Source organism: Nitrosomonas sp. Is35 (assembly GCF_033063295.1).
Lineage (GTDB): Bacteria > Pseudomonadota > Gammaproteobacteria > Burkholderiales > Nitrosomonadaceae > Nitrosomonas.
In genome coordinates, this window is the sequence record NZ_JAWJZH010000001.1 from 1,137,320 (window position 1) to 1,163,631 (window position 26,312).

The window sequence follows — 26,312 nt, forward strand, 5'->3', positions numbered from 1 at the left end:
ATCACCTCGCAAGAATCACAACCCCAAATAACCTTTCGCGATTTGGTAATACACTATCCGCAACGGTTTGCCTTCGCGCGTAATCGTGATGCTTTGCACCGGTCCGGGCTGATCGAGTAATCTGGCGTTGTCGTTGCCTGTGCGATCATATTCCAGATGCTGTCGCTCCATGCCAATCAGGATTACCGGTCGAGTGGTTGGTGACTCCGATGGATGCCAGATTTCATACATGGCGCCGCTATCGCCAAACATATTACGCGAGCGGATATCCATCGGTTCTCCGTGTTGGTTGTAGAATGACAACGCACTGGCGACCGACCACTTGCTCATGCCGACGACCAGCGGCTTCTGTCCAGTTTCCTGCTGCACCTGGGCGGCAATCTTTTCAATCTCGCTGGTAGTTTCACGCCAATAATAGCGAGTCATGAATGACGGGTAGGGGATTCCTGGGATCCCGAGCACCACGTAGTGCAACAATAAAGCATAGACCGCGATGGTAGTGGCAATATTTGGTTTCCAATATGCTTGAATGCGGCTAGCCAAGCTGCGGGGGGCAACTTTTTGCCCCATCATCCATGCCATCGTAGGTACTATCGCCAGCCATAGTGGAGCTGTCCAGTGAAAGCGCAAAGAATCAAGTAAACTCAAAACAAAAAATATAACCAGCGGTATGCCCGTGAAGATGCATACGAATAAAGTGCGTCTGTGTGCCGTCTCGCTGCCATTCGGCTGGTTCTTGGGCCACAGCGCCCAGAATGCGGCGGCCAAGCCCACGGGTGATAACAGCACCAGCAGATCGACGAACATAAGATGAGGGGAAAATAAGTCATCGCTGACACCGCGGATGCGCGATGACTGAAACATGATCGAAGACCAGTGATGCTCCAAATTCCAGATAATAACCGGGGAAAACAGCAGTAGCGCCAGCAATGCGGCAAGGTACGGATGGGGGCGGAACAGCCAGCGGCGTGCAACCGGGTCGACGAGCACAAATAATAATGCGGCAGCGCCGAGCAGTCCAAGCGTATATTTGGATAAAATGCCGAGACCGAAAGCGATTCCCATGCCTAACCAAGCTGAACTGCGGTTTGCGATCAAGGCGCGTTCCATGTAATACAGTGTGGCTGCCCAGGCGGCCATTACCGGGGCATCCGTAGTCATGAGGAAGCCGGTGGCAAAGGTGCACGGCAGAACAGCCAGCAGCAGCGTGGTGCGTATAGCGGTCGATTTGTCGTACAGATTTTTAGCCAAAGCATAGAGAAAACCCATCGTGATCAAGCCGCAGATGAATGCTCCAATCCTGACACCGAATTCATTATCACCGGCAATTGCGGTGCCCAGCCAGATCAGCCACGCCACCATGGGCGGATGATCGTAAAAACTTAAATCCATGTGCTGAGCGTAGTTCCAGTAATAGGCTTCGTCGGGAATCAGTTGGATTTCGCCAAGATAAATTAACCGGAACACTATAATGAACGGTACGATCCCGATCGCGGCCACGCGCCAGCGCGTATCTATAGTAGGGCGGTTGTCTTTGACGGGAAATATGTAGAAGATCGACCCCAGATAGCAGATGATTGCGGCAGCGGCGGTGGCGGCGAGAATCCCCCATAGCGGCGGTGCATGCCAGCCGTCCACAAGCAATGCTAGTATGCTGCCGCGTGACAATAGCGCAATGCTGCCGACCGCAGCAATACGGCCGATGCGGGGCCACTGCAGCTGGTTGGTCTGCCGCGAGCGGAACAATCCGCTGGAATTAAAAACGAGCAATACCGCCGCTGCCGCAAGAAAACTTGCCATATGAGCCGCTGCCAGCCCTGCGCCGTTGCTTTTCAGGATCTGGAACAACCCGATATCGATCAGCGCGCAGAGCAGTCCAATCAGAATAACACGTCCGGCGTTGTGAATGGTGGTGCCGCCGGAAAGCGCAAGCAAGCGTTGCAGATAGGCCCATTGGTGGTGAAAGGACAGCTTTGAAGTGCCGCGTGTCCGGTCACGGAAACAGATGGGCACTTCCACCACTTTCAGCGTGCCTTGTCCGGCCATCAACAATTCGAGCAGGATTTTATAGCCATGCGCTTTCCCGGAAATAGTCGATGTCAGCTCGCGGCGGAATGCAAAAAAGCCCGAAGTGGCATCGTTCACATCGCACAGCGGGCGTGCCAGTGAGCCGCCGATGCGCGATAGCCATTGCCGGTGCAACGGCCAGCCTTCGGTGCGGCCGCCCGGAATATAGCGGCTGCCGATGGAAACATCGTGACTGCCATTCAGCACGGGCGCCACGACAGCGGAAAGCTGTTCGGTCGGATGGCTCAGATCGGCATCCATGACCACAATCACATCGCTCTGTGCCTGCGCGGCACCGGCCAGAATCGATGCCGTCAAGTCCGGTTTCTCTGTGCGCTCAATGAGGCGTACCCGCGCTTTTTTCTCCCATGCCCGTACTTTTTCCGGAGTTCCGTCCTTTGAACCATCGTCGACAAAAATAACTTCAAAGCTGTCCGGCGGAAGATTCAGTGCAAACAAGCTAGTTAATAACGGATCGATGTTATCGGCTTCGTTGAGTGTCGGTATTACTACGGAAAATTGTGTCAAGGGGATCTCTGAAAGTTGAATGATTGATTTTAAAAATAAGGGATTTGTTTAGGGGAAATTAGGATGCTTCCTGCGTTTTATCCGCAATTAATCCGTTATCGTTATTATATTATTATGCATTATGTTTCGCCGCTAATTAAATTAACGATCTGAAAAAGCTCGGTTGTTTTGAAATTGGCGAATGAGGCACGATCTGAATCAGGTAATCCGGTGCGATGAAATTGCCGCCAGTATAAATAGGAAAATAGTGAATGGCTATTGATTTGGGCTTTGACAGAATTGTCCGGGATTGTAGTGGTGCAAGATGGATTTTTACCCCATTGTCAGTTTTCACAACTTGCAATGGGCGCGCAATCGAGAAGCGCGCAGGCTAGGGAATAATCCGGCAGGTTTGAGGACTGATTGCTAAGGCGCAACCGTTGAGTCAGCTTCTGAGCGCCGGTAGCGGTTCGTCTTTGGGCACAAAATTGAGTGCAATGCCGTTGTTGCACCAGCGTTCACCGCGCGGCGGCGGGCCGTCTTTGAACACATGGCCTTGATGTCCGCCGCAGCGTGCGCAGTGGTATTCGGTACGCGGTTTGATCAGTTTGAAATCGAGCCGGGTGGCGATGTGTCCGGCAACCGGCTGAGTGAAACTGGGCCAGCCGGTCCAGCTTTCATATTTATGCGCGCTGTCAAACAGCGGCAGATAACAAGCGGCGCAAATGAATGTACCCGCGCGATCCTCGTACACCAGATTGCTCGATTCCGGGCGCTCGGTGGCTTCTTCAAACAAGATTTGATAGGCTCTGGGTGAAAGCAGCTTGCGCCATTCTTCATGCGGTTTGTTAAGCGGCGTGACCGGGCTGGCTGCTTCACCCACTGCCGCCGTGCGCAAACAGGCGGGAACCAGCGGAATCACGGCGGCTGCGGCCAGCGCTTGTAACACAGTGCGTCGTTTCATGAAATCTTCTCCAAAGCAGCAAAAGCGCGCGTGAATTGATTTTCTGGGATCTTTTCAGTGCAGCCGATTCGATCGTGCTAATTAACCGCAAGATCCATCCAATAACACCGCCGGATCATGCGCGGATTGCTGAATCACGATCACTTTATGGCGCGATTTATCGCCCTGTTTCAAGGTTACACGGGAAAGCGGCACATCAAAACGTTCGGCCAGAAATTTCAGCAAGGCGGTATTCGCTTTGCCTTCCACCGGCGGTGCGGCAAGTTTTATTTTTAGCGCATCGCCATGCAAACCGGCCGCTGCGGTATTTTTTGCACCCGGCTGAATGTGCAGCGTCAGCACGAGATTGTCCGCGTCATCGTACCGGTACCATCCCATGTCGATCGGTTAAAAGAGCATCGCGACGATTTCCTTATTCACGCCAGCCACGACCATCAATAGCACTTGAATCAGGATCAGCACGAACAAGGGAGACAAGTCGACATTGGCGACCGGTGGTATGCGTTTGCGGAAAACAGCCAGGAACGGACGGGTAAAACTATCCAACAGCGGCGCCAGCGGACTGTGCGGATTAACCCACGACAAAACGGCTTGCATGATAATCATCATCAACACGATATAGAGCGTCGTCTTGATGATCTCAATGATGCCCAGCAATCCCATCACACCCAGCGAAGTGACGATATTGATCTCGAAATCATACCCTTGCACCATATACATGCTGGCTATGATGGTGCATTCCAGCAGCCACGCCAGCACCAGTGTCGATAGATCCATCCCCGCCCAGCCGGGAATAAACCGGCGTGCCGGGCGTACAATAAAATCGGTCACCGCGATCAGAAACTGCGAGACTGAGTTGTAGTAAGGAACGCGCAATAATTGAAAATAAAAACGCAATAACAACGCCAAGGAAAACAACCCCAGAATAGTATCAACAAGAAAAATCAGGATTTGATTGGACATAACAATTTTCCAGAAAAACTATAATCGATAATTAAGAAATCGCTGATAAGTTATCGCGAACATTATATTTTGCCGAACTCGTCACTTAATTCCCGTGAGCGTTTATTCGCAGCATGAATGGCAGTGATGATCTTACACTTAATATCATTTTTTTCCATAGTTTGTATCGCTTGCTCGGTGGTGCCGCCTTTGGAGGTTACCCGGGCGCGCAATACGGCCGCATCTTCATCGCTCGAGCTGGCCAGTTTGCTGGCGCCCGTGAATGTCTGCAAGCTGAGTTGTCTGGCTTGAGCGGCTGACAGGCCTAGTTCTATCGCCGCTTGCTGCATCGCTTCAATAAAGTAGAAGACATAAGCGGGACCGCTGCCGGAGATCGCCGTTACGGCATGCAGCATCTCTTCGTCATCCACCCAAAGGGTCGAACCTACCGCCGCGAGGATCGATTCAGCACTCGTTCTGTCCTGCGCATTCACGCTGGGTGCGGCATATAGACCGGTGACACCGGAACGCACCAGCGAAGGCGTATTGGGCATGGCACGCACAACCCGCTGATACCCGCCCAGCCAGCGCATGATATCTGTGGCGCGAATTCCGGCGGCAATCGATATCGTTAATTGGTTTTTCAATAACGGCGCGAGTTTCTGCGTCAATTCAAACAATTGCTGCGGTTTTACCGACAACAAGATCACATCGCTGGCGGCGATGCCTTCGGCGAGATCGGCCACAGCCGTGATGCCGAATGCTTGCTGCAATTTTTCGCGGCTTTCGGCATTAATTTCCACCACATTGAGTTGCCGGGCCGCATACCCTTGCTGCAACAATCCGCTGATTAAGGCGGAAGCCATATTACCGCCGCCGATGAACGAAATATTCATAGTCATTTTCTCGCTACGTTGATTGAACTGAGATCAGTGCTGGCAAGCCGGGCAATAAAAACTGGCGCGTTGACCTTGTCTGATGTATTGAATAATACCCTCACATTGTTTGCAGCGCTGGCCTTCACGTCCATAAACCCAATAGTGCTGCTGGAAGTAGCCGGGAGTTCCGTCGCTGTTCACAAAATCGCGCAAACTGCTGCCGCCTGCTTCGATTGCCTGCTGCAAAGTTTTTTTCACCGCCTGCACCAACCGCTCATACCGGGTCATGCCAATTCTGCCAGCGGCAATTTTGGGATTGATTCCGGCCAGAAACAAGGCTTCGTTCGCATAAATATTGCCCACACCAACCACCACGTGATGATTCATCAGCGTTTGCTTGATGCTGACACGGCTGTCTCTGGTTTTCGTGAATAACAGCGTTGCATCGAAATCCGCCGTTAAGGGTTCCGGGCCGAGATTCTGTAAAAGCGGATGGCGTAAAACATCGCCTGTTTGCCATAACACGGCACCAAAACGGCGCGGATCGCGCAACCTTAAGACCGTGCGGTCCCGCAGAATCAGATCAAAATGATCATGCTTTCCCGGCGGAAGCTCTGCATTTTGCGTTGGTGGCAGGATACGTAAGCTTCCTGACATTCCCAAATGCATGATCAACGTCCCGGTACCGCAGTCTAACAACAGATATTTGGCGCGCCGGGTTACGGTTTGAATCGCCAGGCCTGCCAATAATGACGGTAACTCATCCGGTACCGGCCAGCGTAACCGGGGATTACGGACAATGACTTGCGCAATCGTTTGTCCCACGATATGGGGTGCAATGCCGCGCCGCGTTGTTTCGACTTCGGGTAATTCCGGCATCAGTTTTCAGTCTCAGCCTGCGCTAACGTGGCCGGATCGAGTAAATGCCGGCCGGTATGAAGCGGAAACTGGTAACCGATTTCCTCATCGGCTCGCACTAAAACAATCGAAACCGCATTGTGCAGTATTTTCAGATCGATTTGCCGGCCATCCTGCAAACCGATTTTCAGCATACCGGTTTCAACAAAATCAGATTCCAGCTGCGCTGCCAGTATCAGTTCCGCAGCGCTGGCCGTCTGCCACGATTGAATCCAGTCTTTCAATGCCGCTTCGGTGACGGCATGGTCCGATCGTTGCAATGTCACACGCCAATGATCCTGGTGAAATTCCGCTGCGAAATGCGGCAATTCAAATTTAACCGGAATCTCGCCGGGCGCCAGCAGCTTGGAATCGATCAAATCGTTCACGCTGCCCGGCAATGCCAGCGCATAACGAGGTGCAATCAGATATACATGGTCACCGGCTGCCACATATTGCTGATTGGTGGTAGGTGCAAATCCGCCAAAGCCAAACTGTGAGCTGTCAATGGTTAACAGCACATTCGGCCGCTCCAAGCCAAACCGCCCTAAATCAGTCAACGGAAAACGTTGCTGACTCTTGGCTTGGAGAATTTCCAGAATCTTCCGGATCTTTTCTTCGTTAGCCCGGGCGCGCAGGGGCGTTGTCAGATACCAATGATCGTTCAGCCGCTTGAGCGTGATTTCCTGCTGCGGCCTGACGATACGCATACTCTGCACGGTTCCGGCAGAATTGCTGGCGATTGAATATTCCGGATTACCTTGGGATTGCGGTTTAAAGTAAAGAAACAACAGCAAGCTGCCAATCGTGGCAACCATAATGAGATTCAGCCGTGCATGATGTGTCATGGTCATATTTTTCTCCGGCGGCGCCACCAAATGACGCCCCCGCATGTCAGGAACAGCAGGGGCAATACCACTAAAAAAACTAACGCGATCAGTGTCAGTTCAAATTCACTCAAGACCAGGCTGCTATCCAGCGTTGCGCGCGGTTGAATCACAATCAGCTCTTCATCACCGGTCAGCCAGTTGATCAGATTGATGCCGAAATCCAGATTACTGCCGTTGCCCAGATACGTATTGGCAAGAAAATGCCCGCTGCCGACTACAGCAATACGTTGCTCGCGGTCCTGGATAGTGCGCGTCAATGCCACGGCAATACTGACCGGACCCGGTATATCAACATCCTGATCGAACTGGATTTCTCCACTCGGATCGCCGGTTTCCACCCAGCCTTGCGGTGCCGCTTCAACCAGCGCAACACCGCTCCAGTACTCATTTTCATCCATCTCGATCTGACGCGCGAAGGGAAATACGGTGATGTAATTAAAATCATTGGTAATCACATGCGGCCCGTAAATCGCGCCCAAGGCGAAGGTGATCGGCGCTTTGAGTTCCATCGCCTGGGGATCGGCGACGACACCCGGGGTCAGCGACAAACGCAATTTTTCCGTCAGCGGCAATAATCCGCGCAACGATTCCTGATCGACCAGCCAGAGCAAATTGCCGCCCCGGTCGATATAATCCAGAAGCTTTTGCACTTCTCCCGGCAACAAGTCGGTTTGCGGTGACGCAATGAGCAGCATGCTCGCATTGGCGGGGATATCCCGTTCCACAGCGAGATTGAATGACTGGCTGTTAAAACCGTTGGTGCGCAAATGCTTGCCGAATTCGCCGAGATCGTAATTGGCATGACCATCCAGCTTACGCTCACCATGACCGCTCAGCGCCACAATCAGCTTATTCTCAGCACGCGCCAGCCGCATCAATGCATTGGAAAATGCTTGTTCGTTGACGGTAAGCAAGTGCTCAACCCGCTGATTGAATCGAATCACCATTTCGCCATTGACTTGCACATCGGCTTCCTGCGCTAACAATGGCTGCTCCACCGGATCGATGAACAGCAGCGACAGATCCGGCTTAATGCGCTGATACATCGCGATAAAATCTGTAATGATGCGGCGGATGTCGCCCAATTGGGCATCTTGCTCCGTGGCATACGCGGTTACCTCGACTGGTCCGTGCAATTTTTGCAGGATCTCCACACTGGCTTCACTCAGACTATTACGCCCGTTCTGGCTGATATCCCATTGCTGCCGGGTCTGCTGGGCTAAATATCCAAGTAAGAAAACCAATAGCAACAACAGAATGACAAACAGGCCATGGTGTATCCGGTTTCGCCGCTGCAATTTTTTATCCAGCTCAGCCATGCAGCCGCTCTCCATCCAGACGGCGGATCGTCAACACCAGAAAGGTAACGGTAAACAAAATGAAATAGGCGGTACTCAAGGTGTCGATCAAACCTTGATTAAAATGACCGAAATGTTTCAGTAACGAGAAATAGTGCAGCCAGCTTTGTGTTGCGCTCGCCGCCAGATCGATCAGCCATAATCCGAGCAACACACCCAGAGTGCCTGCCGCGGCAATCGCCGGTTGCGCGGTCAGGCTGGAAATATACAACCCAAGCGCGGAAGAGCAGGCAACAGTCAGCAGCAACCCTATCGTGTTACTGAGCAACAATCCGAAGTCCATCACGCCGCCGGTGCGCAATGAAACGCATAAGGCGGCAATCAGGCCGATGATCGCGGAAAAAAACACCATTAAACCTAGAAACTTACCCAGCACGATATCTGTCATCGAAACCGGCGCGGAAATCAAGAGTGTTAACGTGCGGTTGCGGCGTTCCTCGGCGATGAGACGCATCGATAGTAATGGCGTAATCATCAGGAAAACAATCGCGGCCACCGCAAAGACGGGTGTCACGATAATCTCGGTAACGCCAGGAGGATTGGCGATTTGCATCAACTGCGGCTGAATTTCCAGAAACGCATCCAGCCGTACCAGAAAAACCCAGGCCAGCACGAGTTGAACCAACGCCAGCAGTATCCAGGCCAGCGGCGAAATGAACAGCATATGCAATTCTTTACGGATAATGGTCGCAATCATCTTCAAATTCCGGTTTGTGAATTATTGCGTAAGTTGTGTGAATACCGTTTCCAGACTGGTATTTTGCTGGCGCAAATCGATCATCGGCTGATCGAATACAATGCCGCCTTGGTGCATGATTTGCACCCGGTCACAGACATTTTCAACTTCCGGCAAAATATGGGTCGATAAAATAATACTGCTGGCTGCTCCCAATTCGCGGATCAATTGGCGGATTTCGCGCATCTGATTGGGATCAAGACCCACTGTCGGTTCATCCAGAATGATGACATCGGGGTTGTGAATGATCGCTTGCGCGATACCTACGCGTTGCTGATAACCCTTCGATAATGTACCGATCAAATTGTTGCTTCGCTGTTCCAAACCACAGCGTTGCTTTACATTTTCTAACGCCGCCTTGAGTGCTTCCTTCCGGACTCGATGCAGCCGGGCAGCCAGCAGCAAATATTCATCCACCGTCATATCGAAATACAGCGGGGGAATCTCCGGTAAGAAACCCACATGCGCTTTGGCTTCTTGCGGTTTATCCAGTAAATCGATGCCGCAAATTTCAACACCGCCGCTACTGGGTGCAAGATTACCCGTCAACATGCGTAGTGTCGTCGATTTACCCGCGCCATTGGGTCCAAGCAATCCCAGCACCTCGCCACGCCGCAATTGCAGGTTGAATTGATGAACTGCAACAACTTCACCATAGCGGCGCGTCAGATTTTGCGCTGACAAAGTTAGAGCTGCTGTCTCATCCGGCATACGGCAATGTTTTTAGAATTGATTGAAAGGGTTCATGAAAATCTTCGCCGCATATCATGCCGATGTGAAATTTCACCATCTTGGCGGCCGGACAGTATACGTGTGATAGATCAATAATTCACCGGCTTTAACGTGATGCCAATACCGGCGCCGTATGCGTAAGAGTAATTTGTGATTTGTTATATCGTTAATTTTTTATCAGAAAATGACCGGTTATTGATCGTTCACTCAAGCTAAGTTATTAATTTTATTTCAACTTGATTGGTGGCGGTAATTTGTTGCAATTTTACAACATATTGATTTGATAAAACAAACAAACAAACTGATAATTGCGCAATCAATAGCCTGAAGTAGTAGAATGCTAGAAAGTTTTCAAGTGCAGAATAGTTTTGCATACCCAATATTAAAACCCGTAGTTTTCATTAAAAAGGACAACAGCATGAAGAAAATATCAGCTAAAAATACTCTCATGGGAATGATTCTTATACCAGTAATGTTTTCTGGTGCTGTTTTGGCACAAGAAACAGTTATTGATAAAGATAAAGCTGTAAAAAAACCGGAAGCTTACGGTGTTGATGATCGTGGTGTAGTCGCAAGAAACACAACCGGTCTGTGCTGGCAAACCGGTTACTGGACACCGGCAATGGCGATTCCTGAATGTGATCCGGATCTGGCTAAAAAATCCGAAGCTGCTACGCCTGTAGCCGCAGCGCCTGCAGCCGCCGCAGCTGCTAAAACCGCACCGGAAAAAATTACATTCTCTGCTGATGCATTATTTGATTTTGATAGCGCCAAACTGAAACCGAACGGTATTCAGTCTTTGAATGAATTTGTAACCGGCATAAAAGGCGTCAAGTATGATCTTATTATCGCTGTAGGTTATGCTGACCGCATCGGTTCCGATGAATACAACAAAAACCTGTCGGTACGCCGTGCTGAATCGGTCAAGGCTCATCTGGTTTCAAGAGGCATTGAACCAAGCCGCGTCTTTGTTGATGGCAAAGGTGAAGCTAATCCTGTGACAGGCAATAGCTGCGTAGGCGACAAAAAAACCAAAGCATTGATCGAATGCTTGGCACCTGATCGCCGCGTTGAAATCGAAGTAGCCGGTACCCGATAAGCGAAACCGGTTCACTATTTTTATGCATAAAGCCCTGCCCTTAAGAGCAGGGCTTTTTTCTTTCTACATACTCGAAACGCATGAATGGTTTGCAGCAAATCGATACGCTGATTGAGGCGAAATGGATTATTCCCATCGAGCCTGCTGGAGTTGTACTGAATCAACACGCCATCGCTATCGATAAAGGAATCATCCAGGATATTCTGCCGGCATCCGAAGCCAGTCTGCGTTATCAAGCCAAGCAAACAATCACCTTAAGCGATCATGTGTTGATCCCGGGATTGATTAATCTGCACACCCACGCCGCCATGACACTGATGCGTGGACTTGCAGATGACATACCTTTGATGGCATGGCTCAATCAACACATCTGGCCCACAGAAAATCAACACGTTAATGCTCAATTTGTTTTGGATGGCACACAGCTCGCGTGCGCCGAGATGATCAAAGGCGGCGTTACCTGCTTCAACGACATGTACTTTTTTCCGAAATCCTGCGCGGAAGCCGCTATCGGCTCCGGCATGCGCGCTGCCATCGGCATGGTCGTGATCGATTTTCCCACCGCCTATGCCAGTGACGCCGATGATTACTTGGCTAAAGGGCTGGATTTGCGAGACCAATATCAGCATCCGTTGCTGTCCTTCTGTTTTGCGCCGCATGCCCCTTATACCGTCAGCGACAAAACCTTCCGCAACATTCTAACTTACGCGGAACAGCTCGATACTCCAATACACACCCATTTGCATGAAACGCAGGATGAAATCCGCATCAGTCTCGAATCTACCGGCATGCGGCCGATTGAACGCTTGCAGCAATTGGGGCTGCTCGGTCCGAATTTAATTGCAGTGCACATGGCGCATTTGACCGATCATGAAATAAAACTCGTGCATCAATACGGTTGCAGCATCGCGCACTGCCCCTCATCCAACATGAAGCTTGCCAGCGGATTGGCGCCGATCGCGCCTTTGTTGAGTCAAGGTATCAATACCGGTCTCGGCACCGATGGCGCAGCCAGCAATAACCGTCTCGATATGTTCGAGGAAATGCGTCTGGCGGCGCTGCTGGCAAAAGCGACCAGCGGACGGGCCGATGCCTTGCCCGCGCATCAAGCATTGAAAATGGCAACCTTGAATGGCGCCAACGCCTTGGGACTAGGAGAAATTACCGGCTCATTAACCCGTGGAAAGGCGGCTGATATTACCGCGATTGACTTCTCCGGCCTCAATCTCGCGCCTTGCTACGACCCGGCTTCCCATTTAGTCTACACGGCAAGCCGTGAACAAGTGAGTCATGTGTGGGTAAATGGTAGAATGCTGCTCCACGATAAAGAACTGATGACGCTCAACCCGGTTGAGCTGCAATACCGCACCGCATACTGGCAAGAGCGTATCGCGGCCACATCAAAAAATTAGGCACAAAGGAACGCATATGGAAAATGACGGCATCAATGCTGACCCGCTGGAACTGGAAAAATTCAGCCAACTCGCGCACCGCTGGTGGGATCCCAACAGCGAATTCAAGCCGTTGCATGAAATCAATCCGCTACGCCTTAACTACATCAATGATCTAGTTGGAGGCTTAGCCGGAAAAACCGTGTTGGATGTCGGCTGCGGCGGCGGCATTCTGTCCGAAGGCATGGCATCGATGGGCGCGCATGTGACCGGTATCGATCTCAGCGACAAAGCGCTTAAGGTTGCCAAACTGCACCTGCTGGAAAGCGGGCATCACGTCGACTACCGCAAGATCACTGTGGAATCTCTGGCGAAAGAACAGCCGCAGCACTTTGACGTGGTGACCTGCATGGAAATGCTCGAACACGTACCCGATCCCATGAGCGTTATCCGCTCCTGCACGCAATTGGCCAAGCCTGGCGGCTGGGTTTTCTTCTCGACCATCAACCGCAACCCGAAAGCCTATCTGTTTGCCATTATCGGCGCGGAATATATCTTAAAGATGCTGCCACGCGGCACGCACGAATACTCAAAATTCATCAAGCCCTCGGAACTCGCGCGTATGGCGCGCAATGCCGGTTTGACGGATGAGCAACTGATCGGCATGACATACAACCCGATCACCAAAGTCTACGCACTCGAAGATGACACCGATGTGAACTACATCATGGCGTATCGCACCTAAACCGAGCGCGTTGTTTCACTATTACCTCCAGCATTTGAACTGAATCCATGATTAAAGCCGTTCTCTTCGATTTCGATGGCACACTGGCCGATACTGCACCGGATCTCGGCCACGCCTTGAACCGGCAACTCACCCTGCGTGGACTGCCCGAGCTGCCCATCGAAAAAATCCGCATACAGGCCTCCGCTGGTTCGCGCGGGCTGCTGGGACTCGGCTTCAACATCAAACCGGGCGATGCAGGTTATGAGTCGATGCGCGACGAGTTTCTGGATTTCTACACACAACGCCTATGTCACGATACCTGTCTTTTTCCCGGTGTAGATGCGTTGCTCGATCAACTGGAACAACGCAACTTGCCTTGGGGCATCGTCACCAACAAACCGGCACGTTTCGCGCATCCACTGATTGAAATACTGGGTCTGGCACAACGCGCCGCGTGCGTCGTTTGCGGCGATGAATTGGCGAATACCAAGCCACATCCCGAACCGCTCTTGACCGCCAGCAATAAAATAAACATTTCTCCCGCGCATTGCATTTATCTCGGCGACGACATCCGCGATGTTCAAGCCAGCCTAGCCGCCGGCATGCAACCCATCGTCGCCCGCTATGGCTATCTGGGCAACGATCAGCCGCCCGAAACCTGGGGCGCACGGCACCTGATCGACCACCCCGCAGAGCTGCTGAGCTATCTGTAAAGAAACACCCGCTATTTCTGTTAGAATACCCGGCACATAGGACTTGAACTTTTAGGCTTTAGCACCATCCTATGCACTACCAAAACGAATACCGGGGACGATCTGGTTTCGACGTGGGTTGCAAAGCAGCGCAGGGCATACCGAGGATCAGATTACCTCGTAAATCCATCTGAAAACAATAGTCGCAAACGACGAAAACTACGCTTTAGCCGCTTAATCGGCTAGCCTCTGCACCGGTGGGCCTCAACGCCGGGTCTGGCAACAGACAGCAGAGTCACTAACGAGGATCGCGTTTTATAGGGTCACTTTATAAAACGTTAAATGCAAGGTGACTCGCCTGTCATCAGCCTGCCAGTTGGCGGTTGCCAGGTTAAATTAAATAATATGGCTAAGTATGTAGAACTGTCTGTAGAGGGCTTGCGGACGCGGGTTCGATTCCCGCCGTCTCCACCAGTAAGCGGTCTCACCCAGACCACTCAAGACCAACTAAGACCCATAAAATACAGGGTCTTAGTTCAGGTCCCACAAATCCCCCATTAGTCCCGGTTGGTCTCCGCAGGCCTCGGTTGTGGCACAAAAGTGACACAAGATTGCCACAAGTCATTTTTGCCGATAACCTCACCGCAGCTTACGGCACAGAAAATTGCCGCCGCATGCGGCAGCATATTTTCACTGAGCTTGCTCCCATTGCCGGAGACTTTGCCGCTCGCTACGTTAAAACCGCTGAGTGTTCCAGTTTCGAGCAAGCCAACCATGTATTAATCGATATTCATAACCAGCTGCGCATTGAAGATCTGAATCTATGCGCTGATCATGAAGAACTACTCAATGCAGCCAAACGATTCGCTGAAAATGCCATCTGGCGCGATATCGAACAGAAAAACCACTGGAAGCCTATACAGGGTATTTTTCCAAGCCAGAGTTAGTTAACAAATACCACCGGGAAAGTCCGGTGGTATTTGACTTTTAAGCATTTTATGTGGCAACTGAAAGTCTTATCCGGCTGGTCGATACTTTAGGAACGGAAATCGCGTTCAGAGATTATACCGAAGGTTGCATACCAGTTTGAGAGAGACAAGGCGCGCCGGTTAACACAAATTCCGCCGCCGCAGCATCATACCAATACCCAATATTCCAGCGATCATCATTGCATAGCCAGAAGGCTCAGGTACTGCCGGTACACCTGGCCCGGAAATGAGCATATGCACGTCCCGATCAGCCAACGTGTGACCACTATAGAAACCGTTGGTATCCAGAACGATCTTATCGATTTCGGATGTATGGGGCGCAACGAGTGTGAAGCCGATGACATGCTTATCTGACGGGAAATTACCAGTACCAACGTCTTCTTCGAGCATCGTAAAGCGCACGACCGAGCCGCCAGACAATACACTGCCTGTCCATTTTAACTGCCCATCGTGAAGAGAACCGGACGGAAAGTCGTTATCGAGCGGCCCGAAAACACTGGTGACCCCAAACAAGCCCGATAGCTGGATCGTTGCGTGCACGTTGCCATTTTCAACGTACCACATATTGTCATTTGGTCCATAGGTTAGCGTATAGCTGTAGTTGTCGCCAATATGCGAAACAAGCTGGAAATCCAATGCCTGAGCGCTGCCAACAGTCAGCATCGCGGCAGTACCAATGACGCTGCGGCGAATAAAAACACTGATCGATGAAAACAATTTTAATGGCGAGGAATTTTTCATTTTTCTAAGATTCATTATTATTTTTCCTTGTATGTAATAAAAGAATGTTCCTTCAATCAAAATCTGACTACTAAGATCATATGTTTCAATAGCACATCACAAACTAGATTTTTATTTCAATATTAGTGTATTACAAAAATATATACTGAAGCATAGACGGTTGTAATGGAAAATCCATACTGTTTTTTTTGTATTTTTGTACAAATTCTGGGGGTGATGTTGGTGTGCTTGATTAACTAATTCACTGATTATGCTATTTTTTTTGCAAACACAGATGGTGAGTTGGGCCGCCAAAGAAAGTCCAGCATCAAATGAGAATCAAGCCCCCTTTGAATAGATCGATGGACATGCGGTAGCATGTATACCGATAACAATGAAAAAAAGGAAATGTACCGTGGATGCGTCTGTTGAACAAATACGAGAACAAGAACAGAAACCTAAATTAAAAAGCGCATCGTTGTGGAAAAGAATAAAAAATGTGCTCTTACTATCGTCGTTTTTGGGGCTTATATCAGCCAACATTGCGACGCTCGTCAGCGATAGTTTGCATACCGCCGCCTTTAATACATTGAAATCTTTCTTAGGATATGCATTGACCGACACGGCATTAACGAGAGTTCTTGGCCAGAGCCCAACGGTAAAAAGAAATGATGATGTGGCTGTTAAAACCAAAGAACTGGTTGATAAAAATACGCGATTGACCAGAAATAACTCGGAATTGGAGGAGAAGCATGCCAAACTTAAAATGGAATCTGATAAAAAGATAAAAACTGTTCAGAAAGTATCAAAGCGTATAGCCACCCGATCGGTTGCGAGTGCAACACGTAATATTGTATCCCTCCCAGGCCGAGCAATTCCAATATCGGGTGCATCAATAATAGTTGGAGTAGCTGTGTGGGATATTCATGATCTCTGTCAGAACATGAAGGACATTAACCAACTAAATAGTGCGTTTGGGCATGCGCTTGAAGATCAGGATCAGATATGTGGCATGAAAGTGCCTACAAAAGAGCAGGTTCTGGCTGATGTAAAGGAAAATTGGCAAGAAGCATATGATAATGCCAAAGTCCAAATAGAATTATCGCATATGAATGCCAAGGATCTGATAAATCAAAAATATGGGGATGCTAAAGAACAAGCAGCTCAAATGGGGGATGATCTGGAAGATCAACTGGTAGATACGTATACGGATGCTATGAATAAAATTAATCAAATCAAAACACAAACTCAAGTTCCGCCGCCAGCGGAGATGTGGAAAACGGTTAAAGATAAGATTTATGATCTTTCTGAAAAATTAGCACATTAGTGTGTAAAGCCTAGCATCTGGCTTTTGTTAAATCGCAAGAATCCCACCTGAACAGAATTTTGCCTGCTCCAATCGCGTCAGCGTCGGCAGCAGGTTGAGACCGGTTTTTTGCTTCAATTCGAGCGCTTGTTCTGTGAGCTCACTGATGGAAATCTCGATCCTATCTCCGGTCGCGGCCATTGCGATGACGTTGCCGCTGTCGCAGGGAGGGAGAGCCAGTGCGCGTCCGTCGAATGCTGTTTTGATGCGTTCCAGGCTGGCTTGGTGGCCACGGCTGCGGCCTAGCAGATTCACCGTGAGAACGCCATTATGGTTCAAGCGCGCCCGGCACATTTGATAGAACGGCAGCATGTCGAGCTCACCGGGGTGCGCATCGGCGTCGTAGCCATCCACCAGAATCAGGTCGTAAGTCTTGCCGTTCCCGGCGATATACTGTGCGCCGTCCGCGATCACGATATTGAGGCGTAGCGGGTCTTCCGGCAGTTTGAAGAATTGCCTTGCGGCTGCTACCACGCGCGGTTCGATCTCAACCGCAGTCAGTTTCGCCAGCGGGTAGTAGCGATAAAGAAATTTGGTCAGCGATGCCGCACCCAGGCCGATCAGCAGCACTTTGCGCGGAAAACGCGCATCGTCTCTCAGCAACAAGCTCGCCATCATTTCCCGAGTGTAGTCGAGTTCCAAGCGCCAAGGGCGCGCGATGCGCATCGCGCCCTGTATCCAGTCGGAGCCGAAATGCAAAGTGCGCACCCCGGCTTCTTCACTGATATCGATGGAGAAACTCATTATGCTTTCTGACCTGATGGGTATCCGGTAACTTTGTTTGTCACGATTGCTTAAGTCCGGCTAGCGGCGAGCGCTTGTTCCAAATCCGCCAGAATATCATCGATATTTTCAATGCCGATGCACAAACGGATCATGTCCTGCGTGACGCCCGCAGCGGCGAGTTCGGGGCCGGTCAATTGCCGATGGGTTGTGGATGCCGGGTGCGCGGCCAAGGATTTGGCATCGCCGATATTCACCAGCCGCTTGAACAGTTTGAGCGCATCGTAAAATTTCACACCGGCCTCGAATCCGCCTTTGATGCCGAATGTCATCAAGGCCGATGGGCGGCCTTGCATGTATTTTTGCGCCAATTGATAGTATTCCGATGATGGCAGCCCCGCATATTTCACCCACGCCACGGCGGGATGTTGCTCAAGGTGTTGCGCGACTTTGAGCGCATTTTCAGTATGCCGCTCCATGCGTAGCGACAAGGTTTCGATACCCTGTAGAAAGAAGAAAGCATTCATCGGTGACATGGCCGAACCGGTATTGCGCAGCGCGACGGTGCGCACGCGCCCGACATAGGCGGCGGGGCCGAATTCCTGCGTATAGACGACGCCATGATAGGCCGGTTCGGGGTTGTTGAGCATCGGAAACCGCTCCGCATGATCCGGCCAGGGAAACTGGCCGGAGTCGACGATAATGCCGCCGACGGATGTGCCATGTCCACCCATATATTTGGTCAGCGAATGCACCACGATATCCGCGCCGAACTGGAAAGGTTTCATCAGGACCGGCGTGGGCACGGTGTTATCGACGATAACCGGAACACCGTGCCGATGCGCCATCGCGCAAATGGCTTCCATGTCCGGAATATTTCCCGCCGGATTACCCAGCGACTCGCAGAATACCGCCGCAGTTTTTTTGTCGATCAGCGGTTCGAGGTTTGCAGGATTATCGTCTTTGGCGAAGCGCACTTCGATTCCCAATTTCGGCAGCATGTGCGCGAACAGCGTATAAGTTCCGCCGTACAGCAGCGGCACGCTGACGATGTTATTGCCCACCTCGGCGATATTAATCACCGAATAATGGATGGCTGCTTGACCTGAGCTGAGCGCCAAGGCCGCCACTCCGCCTTCGAGCGCCGCCACCCGTTGTTCCAGCACATCGCTGGTCGGATTCATGATGCGCGTATAAATGTTGCCCGGCACGGCGAGATTGAACAAATCCGCGCCATGCTGCGCGTTGTCGAATTCGTAGGCGACGGTCTGATAAATAGGAACCGCCACCGACTTGGTGGTGGGGTCGGTTTGATAACCGGCGTGGATAGCGATCGTTTCGTCTTTCATTCATTTATCCTCTTAGGAGAGCTCAAGAATTATTGAAGTTTAATAGGTTTGCGAGATTATGCTAGCGTGTTTGCCAAGGAGCCGCTATCAATGGTTGAATTGCATACTCAATCGTCATTTTTCCGTTCGATATGTTCCTGCAAACCGGTTTCGCGGATCGTTTGCCGGTCGTAAATACGCTGCCCGATCGGCACTTCGTAGCCTTTTTCCTTGATCAAAATTGCGCCCACCGGACAGATATTGGCCGCCAGATCGGTAACTGCCATCGCGCTATCCGCCAGCTTCCCGCTTGATGAATTGACGATTAGATGCGCATCCGTGCCACGCCCGGCGATGGCGAATACATTTTTCTTGTCCACATCGCGGCTGGCGCGCACGCATAGATCGCACAGGATGCAGCGGCTGCGATCGAGCAGGATATCGGGGTGCGAGGCGTCAAGTTCGCGGCGCTGGTAAAACTGCGGGAAGTGATCGTCCAGCATGCCCAGATGATAAGCCATCGCTTGCAATTTGCAGTTGCCGGTTTTCTCGCACGACGGGCAAATGTGATTGCCTTCAACAAACAGCATTTGCGTAATGGCTTTACGCGCTTCGTTCAATTCCGGCGTGTTATTGCGGATTTCCTGCCCCGCTACGGCCGGTGTGATACACGCGGCGGCACTGCGGTTACCGGTTTCCACTACGCACAGGCGGCAATTGCCGCTCGGCGGCAGGCCGGGGTAGTGGCACAGGTGCGGAATGTAGATTCCTACCGCGAGCGCGGCATCCATGATGGTCTGTCCTGCTGTAAATGGGACTTCCTGGCCGTCGATGCGGATTGTGCTGGGATTGTCTGACATTATCCGTTATCCAGATGCGCTGCCGCATCGTCACGATGTGTTGCCTGCCGGGCGCTTTCCAGTGCCTGATCGAGGTCGAACTGCGCGGTGAAATGGGGTTGTAGCGAGGCGGAAAAAGTGTGCGGGAAATGCTGCAAACCGTCCAGCACATGATGGGCGGCGGTATGACCCAAGCCGCAATGCGATTGGTGCTGAATCAGATGGCTGAGTTGTTTGAGTTCTTCGATATCGTGCATTGTGCCCCGACCTCCGGCGATTTTATCCAGATTGTTTTTCAATAACTGCGTGCCGACGCGGCAGGGTGCGCAAAAACCGCAGCTTTCGTGCGCGAAGAAATGTGCGAAATTGCGGTGGATCGCGAGTAAATCGCGCTGCTGGCCGAATACCAGGAACGATCCGCCAGTGGAAACATCTTCAAAACCGATGGTGCAGTTAAATTCCACTGGACTGAGCAATGTTCCAGCAGGACCGCCGATTTGCACCGCTTGCACGTTTTGCGCGCCGCAATCGTCGAGAATCTGCTGAATGCGCACACCGAATGGATATTCATAAATGCCCGGTTTTTCGCAATCGCCGCTGATACTGAGGATTTTGGTGCCGCGCGATTGCTCCGTGCCGATGGAATTAAACCAAGCGCTGCCGTGCGCGGCGATGTGCGCTGCCGCAATGAAAGTCTCGACATTATTGACGCTGGTGGGCTGCCCCAGGTAGCCATGCGTGACGGGAAACGGCGGACGGATGCGCGGAATGCCGGGTTTGCCTTCGAGCGATTCGATCAACGCCGATTCCTCGCCGCAGATGTACGCACCGGCACCAACGACGATGCCGATGTCAAATTCAAAGTTTCCATATCCGAGAATATGCTGGCCCAGTAATCCTTGGCTGCGGCGCTGATCGAGCACGGCGTGCAGATGCGGTAATAAATAGCGGTATTCGCCGCGTAAATAGATAAATCCTTGTTTTGCGCCAATGACTGACGCGCACAGTGTCATGCCTTCAATCATCGCATCGGCATGATCGCGTAACAGCAGCCGGTCTTTGAATGTGCCGGGCTCGCCTTCATCGGCGTTGCAAACGACATAATGCGCATCGCCGGGTGCTGCGCGGCACAATTGCCATTTTTTGCCGGTATCGAACCCGGCGCCGCCGCGGCCGCGTAAGCCGGATTGTTGGATGACTGCCAGCGTTCGATCAGCGCCTTGTGCCAGTGCGGTTTGCAGCGCGCTGCCGGGAGCGTGTGGTTCCATTAGCAGCAGATCGCGACGATATATCTTGTCATGTACGGAAAACCATTCCGTTGACCAATCGGTGAGTGGGGATTCCGTTGTGATCCGCTGTGCGATCTGTGCCAGTTTTTCCGCATTCAAAGCGGTGACCGGCAGCCCATTGACCAGCAGCGACGCACCCTGATCGCACATGCCGATGCACGAGGTTTCGCCGATACTGATCAATCCATCCGCGCGCGTTTTGCCCGGGGTGACTTGCAATAGCTGGCACAGCAGCCGCATCAGGTCTTGTTCTCCGGACAGATAGCCGCAGCTGGTGCAATTGCTGAATAAAATATCGAAACGGCCGCGTGGTTGCGTGGAGAAAAATGAATAAAACGCGACTACCGCAGCCACCTGACTGAGCGGCATATTGAACTCGACGGCAGCTTGTTGCATGGCGTGCGGTGAAATATGCCGGAATTGCTGTTGCAAGGCATGCAGCCGATGCAGTATATGCGGGTGTGGTGAACCGGAATTGTGCGGGCGTGAAATATCCATGCGTAAAAGTATACCGGGGTTAAGACCGGAATGCAGAGATGGTTAGGGTTAGTTCTATGAAATCTTGCTCATTTTTATAAAAACGAAACTAAATTCGTATTACAATTAATAACCTTTTTCTTAACAGGAAAAGGTTATTAATGATAAAAATAAGTGAGAAGCGCCAACTAAAACATGCAACTTTAAGGTTGGTTGGCGTGAGAACGAGATGGGCTTAATTTATAAATTGGAGATTTTATGTTTAAACAGATTCTTTTGACTGCGGCAGTGCTGTCGGTATCCATTTCCACGGCATTTGCTACAACCACGATTGGCGGTGCAACGCTGACCGATACCGCGACGGTGAACAGCGGCACGGTAACACCAACCAGTTACCTGAGCTATGTCAGCGGCGGTAATGGTAATACCGGCTGGGCGGACGGATCGACTTACGGTAGCGATGGCTTCACGGCTGCTGCTGCGATGAGTTCGGCCGATCACCATTGGTTGCAGTATGATCCGGCCATTCTGGTGTATAGTCCTGCCGCATTGAGTTCCGTGCTCGCTATTCCGGCCATCGATCACGGCTGGAATGCTGACAACACCAGTGAATTCTGGGAGCCTTTTGAATTCCGTATTTACGGTTCCGACTCTTCTGGTGCATTGCTTGAAGAAGGTCATATCACCAGCGTATGGGCGAGAGGCGTGGATGACAGCAGCACATTGAAAAATGCCGATGACTGGACGTCACAATGGTCTTTCACCGGTTCTTATAATTACTTTGCAGTCGTATCGGGCGATCGTCTGGTAGGCGGCCCATTTTCTCCCGGTGAAGGCGAAATCGATGCCATCGCGGCCATTCCGGAACCCGAAACCTACGCGATGTTGCTGGCCGGTCTGGGTTTAATAGGATTTGCCGCACGCCGCAGAAAACAGTAATCAGCAGCTGAATTCTAAGTAAGACCGCAACTGACCCCGCTTCGGCGGGGTTTTTTGTGAGCGTTTAATCTTTTAAGCCAGCAGCGCGGCCACAATACCGGTGATAAAAATCCCGTCAAACGTCCCCGCACCACCAATAGACGCATACGGCGTGCCGAGCCGGGAGATGTCTTTCATGTGCAGCAGATCGGCGCCGATCAATACGCCCAGTGTGCCACTGATGTATGCGAGCGCGGCGCTTTGTTCCGGGCTGATGATCAAACCGGTCAACGCGGCGCTGATGGGCGCGACCAATATTGGCATGCCGATGCCGAGTCCCTGAATCGGGCGGCTGAAGTAGTAACTGATCGCACTGATAATCGCGATTCCCAGCAGTGTGGAAGATAGGCTGAGTGTGCTGTGGGAAAACAAATACAGCGAGAGCGTTGCCGGTATCAGGCAGCCGCCAAGATTGATCAAAATTTGTGTTTCATTATGAAAGGGTTGCGGCGGTATCCTGAGTAATCCCCAGTAGGCAGGCGGAGTGAATTCCTGTACCGGCACATCGCTTTTGATCCGCGCCACCGGCAAATTGACAACGCTGCCGAGCAACGAAAGCAATAGCACCATCAGACCCGATTCCGGCGGCAGCCCCAGCTTTACAAAAGCAAATGACAGCAATTCCACCTGAAACAGCACCATCATGACGCCAAGCAGGAAAATGAAAAGCAGCAGATGCAACGGAGAGAAATAATTTTTCATCGGGGTATCGTACGGGAAATATCGTTGAGTCATCATATTTTATTCAAGATTTTTTCATTTGAACGGGAAATGGATTCGAGGCATTCGGATTCCGGCTGAAGATTCTACAAATATAGTGCTGTCAGGGGTCATGAATGGCCATTTGACATGCTTTTCCATGCATGTTTGAATATCGTTCCGATATCATAAAAGCACAACTCATCACGATGAAAAATGCAGGCAGGGGAATTCAACGCCACAATCTTCAAACAATCATTCGAAGCATGGAGCGTGGTGACCGGCTCTATGCGTGAACTCAAATGACGCGCGCGATCGCTTTGATCGATTGCAACAACTTCTATGTGAGTTGCGAGCGGGTGTTCAATCCGCGCCTGGAAGGCAAGCCGGTTGTGGTGCTATCCAACAACGATGGCTGCGCGGTGGCGAGAAGCAACGAGGTGAAAGCGCTGGGTGTGAAGATGGGGCAGCCGTGGTTTGAGTTCAAGGATTTGGCGAGAAAGTACGGAATCATCGCGCAATCTTCCAATTATGCGTTGTACGCCGATATGAGCAATCGCGTGATGAGCATTCTGGCCATGTTTAGCCCGCAGCAGGAAATTTATTCGATTGACGAATGCTTTCTCGATTTGTCAGGATTCGGAGCACAAGATCTGACATCTTACGGCCAGCGTATCCGCCGGTGCGTGAAACAGTGGACCGGTCTGCCGGTTTGCATCGGCATCGGATCGACCAAGACGCTGGCTAAATTGGCCAACCACATCGCCAAGAAATACCCGGAATTAGACGGTGTATGCGACCTGAACAGCATGCCGTCCGATCAGCAAAATGATTGGTTCAACCGGATTGCCGCGGGTGAAGTTTGGGGCATCGGTCGGCGGCTTGTTCCCAAGCTGTATGATAGTGGCATCAGAACCGTGCTTGATCTGAAGCGGGCTTCCCCGGCCGGGATGCGTTCGCGTTTTTCCGTCGTGATGGAGAAAGTTATCCGCGAACTCAATGGTGTGGCTTGTATCGAGCTGGAAGAAATCGCGCCGCCGAGAAAGCAAATTGTCAGCTCGCGTTCGTTTGGTGTTGCTGTTGCGGATCTGGCCAGTCTGGAAGAAGCGGTTTCGTTGTATGTTCGCCGCGCAACGGAAAAATTGCGCCGCCAGCAATTGTGTGCCGGGGCGATTTACGTTGCGATCCGTACCAGCCCGTTCAACGAAGAAGAGCGCTATTATGCCAATGGCTTGACTATTCCGCTTCCCGTGCCAACCGATGATACCGTGCGGTTGACCAAAGCCGCGTTATGGGGGTTGCGTAAAATTTACCGTGGCGGCTATCGCTATCAGAAAGCGCGGGTGATGCTGTCCGGATTGGTTTCCGCCGGTAACCGGCAATCCGATCTGTTTGGCTTGGCAGCGGCAGAAAATAAATCCGGCAAATTAATGGCGGTTATGGATCAAATCAATGCCAAAATGGGTAGCAGCACGTTGAAGCTCGCGTCCGAAGGTTTCCGGCAGCCGTGGAAAATGAAACAAGGAAACCGCAGTCCCAGATACACAACGAACTGGAACGAGCTGATTTGCGTGACGAAGTGAATGGCGCAGTTGCGCTGGCAGTAAATGACTAACAGGAGAATGACCGCTATGCCGATGCTATCGATCAACCCGGCCACAGGCCAAACCCTGCAATCTTTTCCAATTTGGCAAGCCAGCGAAATCGATACGGCGCTGAGCCAAGTGGAATCCGCGCAAGCCGGATGGGCGGCGCTCGGTTTTGAACAGCGCGCCGGGTTTATGCGTAATCTCGCGCAAATTTTCCGCCAGCGTAGCGAGGAGTACGCCCATCTGATCACCGAAGAAATGGGAAAACTGCTCAAAGAAGCCAAGGCGGAAGTGGAGAAGTGCGCGACCGGTTGCGATTACTATGCAGACCACGCGCAAGCGTATTTGAGCGACGAAGTGATTGCTTCCGATGCGAGCCGCAGCCTGGTGGTTTATCAGCCTTTGGGTACGGTGTTGTGCATCATGCCGTGGAATTTTCCATTCTGGCAATTGATCCGCGCGGCGGCACCGGCGATGATGGCGGGCAATACGGTGGTGCTGAAGCATGCGTCGAATGTGCCGCGTTGCGCGCTGGCGCTGGAAGAGGCGTTCCGGCAGGCCGGATTTCCCGGGCATACCTTCCGCACGTTGATGATCAGTGCCGCGCAAGCGGAGACGGTGATCGCCGATCCGCGTATCGCTGCCGTAACGCTGACGGGCAGCAGCGCGGCGGGACGAAAAGTCGCTGCGATTGCCGGGCAGCATCTGAAAAAATGCGTGCTCGAACTGGGCGGGTCGGATCCATTCATCGTGCTCGACGATGCCGACATCGAAGCGACAGCAAAACAAGCGCTGGCGGCGCGGTTACAGAACATGGGACAAAGCTGCATTGCCGCAAAGCGCTTTATTCTCGCCGACACCATTGCCGATGCCTTTGTCGCGCAATTGAAAGGGCTGATGAATCAATTGCAAAGCGGTGATCCGAAGGATGATGCTACCGGCATTGCGCCGATGGCGCGCGAAGATTTGCGCGCCGAGCTGCATGCGCAGGTCGAGCGGAGTCTGGCAGCAGGGGCGCAGCGGGTGACCGGCGGCACTTTTATCGGTACACAAGGCGCGTACTACGCGCCGACGATTCTGGATCATGTGCAGCCGGGCATGGCGGCGTTTGACGAAGAATTATTCGGTCCGGTGGCGGCGATCGTGCGGGTGAAAAATGCCGAAGAAGCGGTTCAATTGGCCAACCGCACGCATTTCGGCCTGGGCGGCAGCGTATGGACGCGCGATACGGTGCGCGGAGAAGCGCTGGCCCGGCAGATTCATGCCGGTTGCACCTTCGTCAACGGCATCGTCAAAAGCGATCCGCGCTTGCCGTTTGGCGGCGTGAAAGAATCCGGTTACGGCCGGGAACTGTCGTACCACGGCATCCGGGAATTTGTGAATATCAAAACGGTGTGGATTAAATAGCAGGGAGCAGTTATGCGCCGCGCGGTGC

The 26,312-nt window shown here is 51.8% G+C and carries 25 protein-coding genes and 1 other RNA gene; 10 read left to right on the forward strand and 16 right to left on the reverse strand.

What is annotated here, in order from left to right:
- Window positions 1-15 precede the first annotated feature (15 nt).
- The 10 genes from R2083_RS05180 to R2083_RS05225 all read right to left on the reverse strand — a co-directional run bounded on the left by R2083_RS05180 (window position 16) and on the right by R2083_RS05225 (window position 9,923).
- Entirely contained in the window at window positions 16-2,595 is a 2,580-nt protein-coding gene (locus R2083_RS05180; RefSeq protein ID WP_317537761.1) for a glycosyltransferase family 39 protein, read from the reverse strand.
- Window positions 2,596-3,019: 424 nt separating this feature from the next.
- Entirely contained in the window at window positions 3,020-3,538 is a 519-nt protein-coding gene (gene msrB / locus R2083_RS05185) for a peptide-methionine (R)-S-oxide reductase MsrB (protein ID WP_317531066.1), read from the reverse strand.
- Between the two features lie 81 nt (window positions 3,539-3,619).
- Window positions 3,620-3,916 carry a DUF167 domain-containing protein gene (locus R2083_RS05190; RefSeq protein WP_317537762.1) on the reverse strand — a complete coding sequence of 99 codons (297 nt, stop codon included), beginning with the start codon at window positions 3,914-3,916 and terminating at the stop codon, window positions 3,620-3,622.
- Window positions 3,917-3,925: 9 nt separating this feature from the next.
- Window positions 3,926-4,501, reverse strand: a complete 576-nt coding sequence (locus R2083_RS05195) for a YggT family protein (protein WP_317537763.1) — start codon at window positions 4,499-4,501, stop codon at window positions 3,926-3,928.
- 62 nt (window positions 4,502-4,563) lie between these two features.
- A complete protein-coding gene (gene proC, locus R2083_RS05200) occupies window positions 4,564-5,376 on the reverse strand; it encodes a pyrroline-5-carboxylate reductase (RefSeq protein WP_317537764.1) in 813 nt (270 codons plus the stop codon).
- Window positions 5,377-5,409: 33 nt separating this feature from the next.
- Window positions 5,410-6,237 (reverse strand): bifunctional DNA-formamidopyrimidine glycosylase/DNA-(apurinic or apyrimidinic site) lyase, encoded by an 828-nt coding sequence (gene mutM, locus R2083_RS05205; protein ID WP_317537765.1) that lies wholly within the window; start codon window positions 6,235-6,237, stop codon window positions 5,410-5,412.
- Complete coding sequence (locus R2083_RS05210) at window positions 6,237-7,109, reverse strand: DUF4340 domain-containing protein (protein ID WP_317537766.1); 873 nt, start codon at window positions 7,107-7,109, stop codon at window positions 6,237-6,239. The genes mutM and R2083_RS05210 overlap by 1 nt, the downstream gene beginning before the upstream one ends.
- Entirely contained in the window at window positions 7,106-8,464 is a 1,359-nt protein-coding gene (locus tag R2083_RS05215) for a GldG family protein (RefSeq protein WP_317537767.1), read from the reverse strand. Before R2083_RS05215 ends, R2083_RS05210 begins: the two co-directional genes overlap by 4 nt.
- A complete protein-coding gene (locus R2083_RS05220) occupies window positions 8,457-9,200 on the reverse strand; it encodes an ABC transporter permease (RefSeq protein ID WP_317531060.1) in 744 nt (247 codons plus the stop codon). Before R2083_RS05220 ends, R2083_RS05215 begins: the two co-directional genes overlap by 8 nt.
- A 21-nt stretch (window positions 9,201-9,221) precedes the next feature.
- Window positions 9,222-9,923, reverse strand: coding sequence for an ABC transporter ATP-binding protein (locus R2083_RS05225; RefSeq protein ID WP_317531059.1), 702 nt, complete (start codon window positions 9,921-9,923; stop codon window positions 9,222-9,224).
- A 466-nt stretch (window positions 9,924-10,389) separates the two neighbouring features.
- On the opposite strand from R2083_RS05225, the gene R2083_RS05230 reads away from it, so the two are divergent.
- The 6 genes from R2083_RS05230 (at window position 10,390) to R2083_RS05255 (ending at window position 14,827) form a co-directional block, all read left to right on the forward strand.
- Window positions 10,390-11,070, forward strand: coding sequence for an OmpA family protein (locus R2083_RS05230; protein ID WP_411172539.1), 681 nt, complete (start codon window positions 10,390-10,392; stop codon window positions 11,068-11,070).
- Window positions 11,071-11,150: 80 nt separating this feature from the next.
- On the forward strand, window positions 11,151-12,482 hold the full coding sequence (locus tag R2083_RS05235; protein WP_317537769.1) for a TRZ/ATZ family hydrolase: 1,332 nt from the start codon (window positions 11,151-11,153) through the stop codon (window positions 12,480-12,482).
- A gap of 16 nt (window positions 12,483-12,498) precedes the next feature.
- Entirely contained in the window at window positions 12,499-13,206 is a 708-nt protein-coding gene (gene ubiG, locus R2083_RS05240) for a bifunctional 2-polyprenyl-6-hydroxyphenol methylase/3-demethylubiquinol 3-O-methyltransferase UbiG (RefSeq protein ID WP_317537770.1), read from the forward strand.
- A 47-nt stretch (window positions 13,207-13,253) separates the two neighbouring features.
- Complete coding sequence (locus R2083_RS05245; protein WP_317537771.1) at window positions 13,254-13,901, forward strand: HAD-IA family hydrolase; 648 nt, start codon at window positions 13,254-13,256, stop codon at window positions 13,899-13,901.
- A gap of 93 nt (window positions 13,902-13,994) precedes the next feature.
- Window positions 13,995-14,354: a transfer-messenger RNA gene (gene ssrA, locus R2083_RS05250) on the forward strand.
- Window positions 14,355-14,491: 137 nt separating this feature from the next.
- The gene (locus tag R2083_RS05255) at window positions 14,492-14,827 is read left to right on the forward strand and encodes a hypothetical protein (RefSeq protein ID WP_317531046.1); all 336 of its coding nucleotides are present in this window, start codon (window positions 14,492-14,494) and stop codon (window positions 14,825-14,827) included.
- Between the two features lie 162 nt (window positions 14,828-14,989).
- On the opposite strand, the gene R2083_RS05260 is transcribed toward R2083_RS05255, so the two are convergent.
- Window positions 14,990-15,625: a PEP-CTERM sorting domain-containing protein gene (locus R2083_RS05260; protein ID WP_317537772.1), complete on the reverse strand. Its 636-nt coding sequence runs from the start codon at window positions 15,623-15,625 to the stop codon at window positions 14,990-14,992.
- A 379-nt stretch (window positions 15,626-16,004) separates the two neighbouring features.
- Here R2083_RS05260 and R2083_RS05265 point away from each other — a divergent pair, with 379 nt between their 5' ends.
- Window positions 16,005-16,916, forward strand: a complete 912-nt coding sequence (locus R2083_RS05265; protein WP_317531044.1) for a hypothetical protein — start codon at window positions 16,005-16,007, stop codon at window positions 16,914-16,916.
- A gap of 27 nt (window positions 16,917-16,943) precedes the next feature.
- Here the strand turns inward: R2083_RS05265 and R2083_RS05270 are convergent, their stop codons facing one another.
- From R2083_RS05270 to R2083_RS05285, 4 genes are all read right to left on the reverse strand, one after another.
- Complete coding sequence (locus tag R2083_RS05270; protein ID WP_317531043.1) at window positions 16,944-17,699, reverse strand: fused MFS/spermidine synthase; 756 nt, start codon at window positions 17,697-17,699, stop codon at window positions 16,944-16,946.
- 50 nt (window positions 17,700-17,749) lie between these two features.
- Window positions 17,750-19,027 (reverse strand): O-acetylhomoserine aminocarboxypropyltransferase/cysteine synthase family protein, encoded by a 1,278-nt coding sequence (locus tag R2083_RS05275; RefSeq protein ID WP_317537773.1) that lies wholly within the window; start codon window positions 19,025-19,027, stop codon window positions 17,750-17,752.
- 107 nt (window positions 19,028-19,134) lie between these two features.
- Window positions 19,135-19,866 carry a 2Fe-2S iron-sulfur cluster-binding protein gene (locus tag R2083_RS05280; protein ID WP_317537774.1) on the reverse strand — a complete coding sequence of 244 codons (732 nt, stop codon included), beginning with the start codon at window positions 19,864-19,866 and terminating at the stop codon, window positions 19,135-19,137.
- The gene (locus R2083_RS05285; protein ID WP_317537775.1) at window positions 19,866-21,632 is read right to left on the reverse strand and encodes an NAD(P)H-dependent oxidoreductase subunit E; all 1,767 of its coding nucleotides are present in this window, start codon (window positions 21,630-21,632) and stop codon (window positions 19,866-19,868) included. The genes R2083_RS05280 and R2083_RS05285 overlap by 1 nt, the downstream gene beginning before the upstream one ends.
- A 237-nt stretch (window positions 21,633-21,869) precedes the next feature.
- Here R2083_RS05285 and R2083_RS05290 point away from each other — a divergent pair, with 237 nt between their 5' ends.
- Window positions 21,870-22,550 (forward strand): FxDxF family PEP-CTERM protein, encoded by a 681-nt coding sequence (locus tag R2083_RS05290; RefSeq protein ID WP_317537776.1) that lies wholly within the window; start codon window positions 21,870-21,872, stop codon window positions 22,548-22,550.
- 72 nt (window positions 22,551-22,622) lie between these two features.
- On the opposite strand, the gene R2083_RS05295 is transcribed toward R2083_RS05290, so the two are convergent.
- On the reverse strand, window positions 22,623-23,327 hold the full coding sequence (locus R2083_RS05295; protein WP_317537777.1) for a DUF1614 domain-containing protein: 705 nt from the start codon (window positions 23,325-23,327) through the stop codon (window positions 22,623-22,625).
- Window positions 23,328-23,590: 263 nt separating this feature from the next.
- Here R2083_RS05295 and R2083_RS05300 point away from each other — a divergent pair, with 263 nt between their 5' ends.
- Together R2083_RS05300 and R2083_RS05305 are read left to right on the forward strand one after the other, a co-directional pair.
- Window positions 23,591-24,871 (forward strand): Y-family DNA polymerase, encoded by a 1,281-nt coding sequence (locus tag R2083_RS05300; RefSeq protein ID WP_317537778.1) that lies wholly within the window; start codon window positions 23,591-23,593, stop codon window positions 24,869-24,871.
- Between the two features lie 24 nt (window positions 24,872-24,895).
- The gene (locus R2083_RS05305; protein WP_317537779.1) at window positions 24,896-26,284 is read left to right on the forward strand and encodes an NAD-dependent succinate-semialdehyde dehydrogenase; all 1,389 of its coding nucleotides are present in this window, start codon (window positions 24,896-24,898) and stop codon (window positions 26,282-26,284) included.
- Window positions 26,285-26,312 lie beyond the last annotated feature (28 nt).

Excerpts from the sequence above, each read along its gene's own strand:
- msrB (WP_317531066.1), bottom strand. The coding sequence starts at position 3,538 with ATGAAACGACGCACTGTGTTACAAGCGCTGGCCGCAGCCGCCGTGATT.
- R2083_RS05190 (WP_317537762.1), bottom strand. The coding sequence starts at position 3,916 with ATGGGATGGTACCGGTACGATGACGCGGACAATCTCGTGCTGACGCTG.
- R2083_RS05195 (WP_317537763.1), bottom strand. The coding sequence starts at position 4,501 with ATGTCCAATCAAATCCTGATTTTTCTTGTTGATACTATTCTGGGGTTG.
- proC (WP_317537764.1), bottom strand. The coding sequence starts at position 5,376 with ATGAATATTTCGTTCATCGGCGGCGGTAATATGGCTTCCGCCTTAATC.
- mutM (WP_317537765.1), bottom strand. The coding sequence starts at position 6,237 with ATGCCGGAATTACCCGAAGTCGAAACAACGCGGCGCGGCATTGCACCC.
- R2083_RS05210 (WP_317537766.1), bottom strand. The coding sequence starts at position 7,109 with ATGACCATGACACATCATGCACGGCTGAATCTCATTATGGTTGCCACG.
- R2083_RS05215 (WP_317537767.1), bottom strand. The coding sequence starts at position 8,464 with ATGGCTGAGCTGGATAAAAAATTGCAGCGGCGAAACCGGATACACCAT.
- R2083_RS05220 (WP_317531060.1), bottom strand. The coding sequence starts at position 9,200 with ATGATTGCGACCATTATCCGTAAAGAATTGCATATGCTGTTCATTTCG.
- R2083_RS05230 (WP_411172539.1), top strand. The coding sequence starts at position 10,390 with ATGAAGAAAATATCAGCTAAAAATACTCTCATGGGAATGATTCTTATA.
- R2083_RS05235 (WP_317537769.1), top strand. The coding sequence starts at position 11,151 with ATGAATGGTTTGCAGCAAATCGATACGCTGATTGAGGCGAAATGGATT.
- ubiG (WP_317537770.1), top strand. The coding sequence starts at position 12,499 with ATGGAAAATGACGGCATCAATGCTGACCCGCTGGAACTGGAAAAATTC.
- R2083_RS05245 (WP_317537771.1), top strand. The coding sequence starts at position 13,254 with ATGATTAAAGCCGTTCTCTTCGATTTCGATGGCACACTGGCCGATACT.
- R2083_RS05260 (WP_317537772.1), bottom strand. The coding sequence starts at position 15,625 with ATGAATCTTAGAAAAATGAAAAATTCCTCGCCATTAAAATTGTTTTCA.
- R2083_RS05270 (WP_317531043.1), bottom strand. The coding sequence starts at position 17,699 with ATGAGTTTCTCCATCGATATCAGTGAAGAAGCCGGGGTGCGCACTTTG.
- R2083_RS05275 (WP_317537773.1), bottom strand. The coding sequence starts at position 19,027 with ATGAAAGACGAAACGATCGCTATCCACGCCGGTTATCAAACCGACCCC.
- R2083_RS05280 (WP_317537774.1), bottom strand. The coding sequence starts at position 19,866 with ATGTCAGACAATCCCAGCACAATCCGCATCGACGGCCAGGAAGTCCCA.
- R2083_RS05285 (WP_317537775.1), bottom strand. The coding sequence starts at position 21,632 with ATGGATATTTCACGCCCGCACAATTCCGGTTCACCACACCCGCATATA.
- R2083_RS05290 (WP_317537776.1), top strand. The coding sequence starts at position 21,870 with ATGTTTAAACAGATTCTTTTGACTGCGGCAGTGCTGTCGGTATCCATT.
- R2083_RS05295 (WP_317537777.1), bottom strand. The coding sequence starts at position 23,327 with ATGATGACTCAACGATATTTCCCGTACGATACCCCGATGAAAAATTAT.
- R2083_RS05300 (WP_317537778.1), top strand. The coding sequence starts at position 23,591 with ATGACGCGCGCGATCGCTTTGATCGATTGCAACAACTTCTATGTGAGT.
- R2083_RS05305 (WP_317537779.1), top strand. The coding sequence starts at position 24,896 with ATGACTAACAGGAGAATGACCGCTATGCCGATGCTATCGATCAACCCG.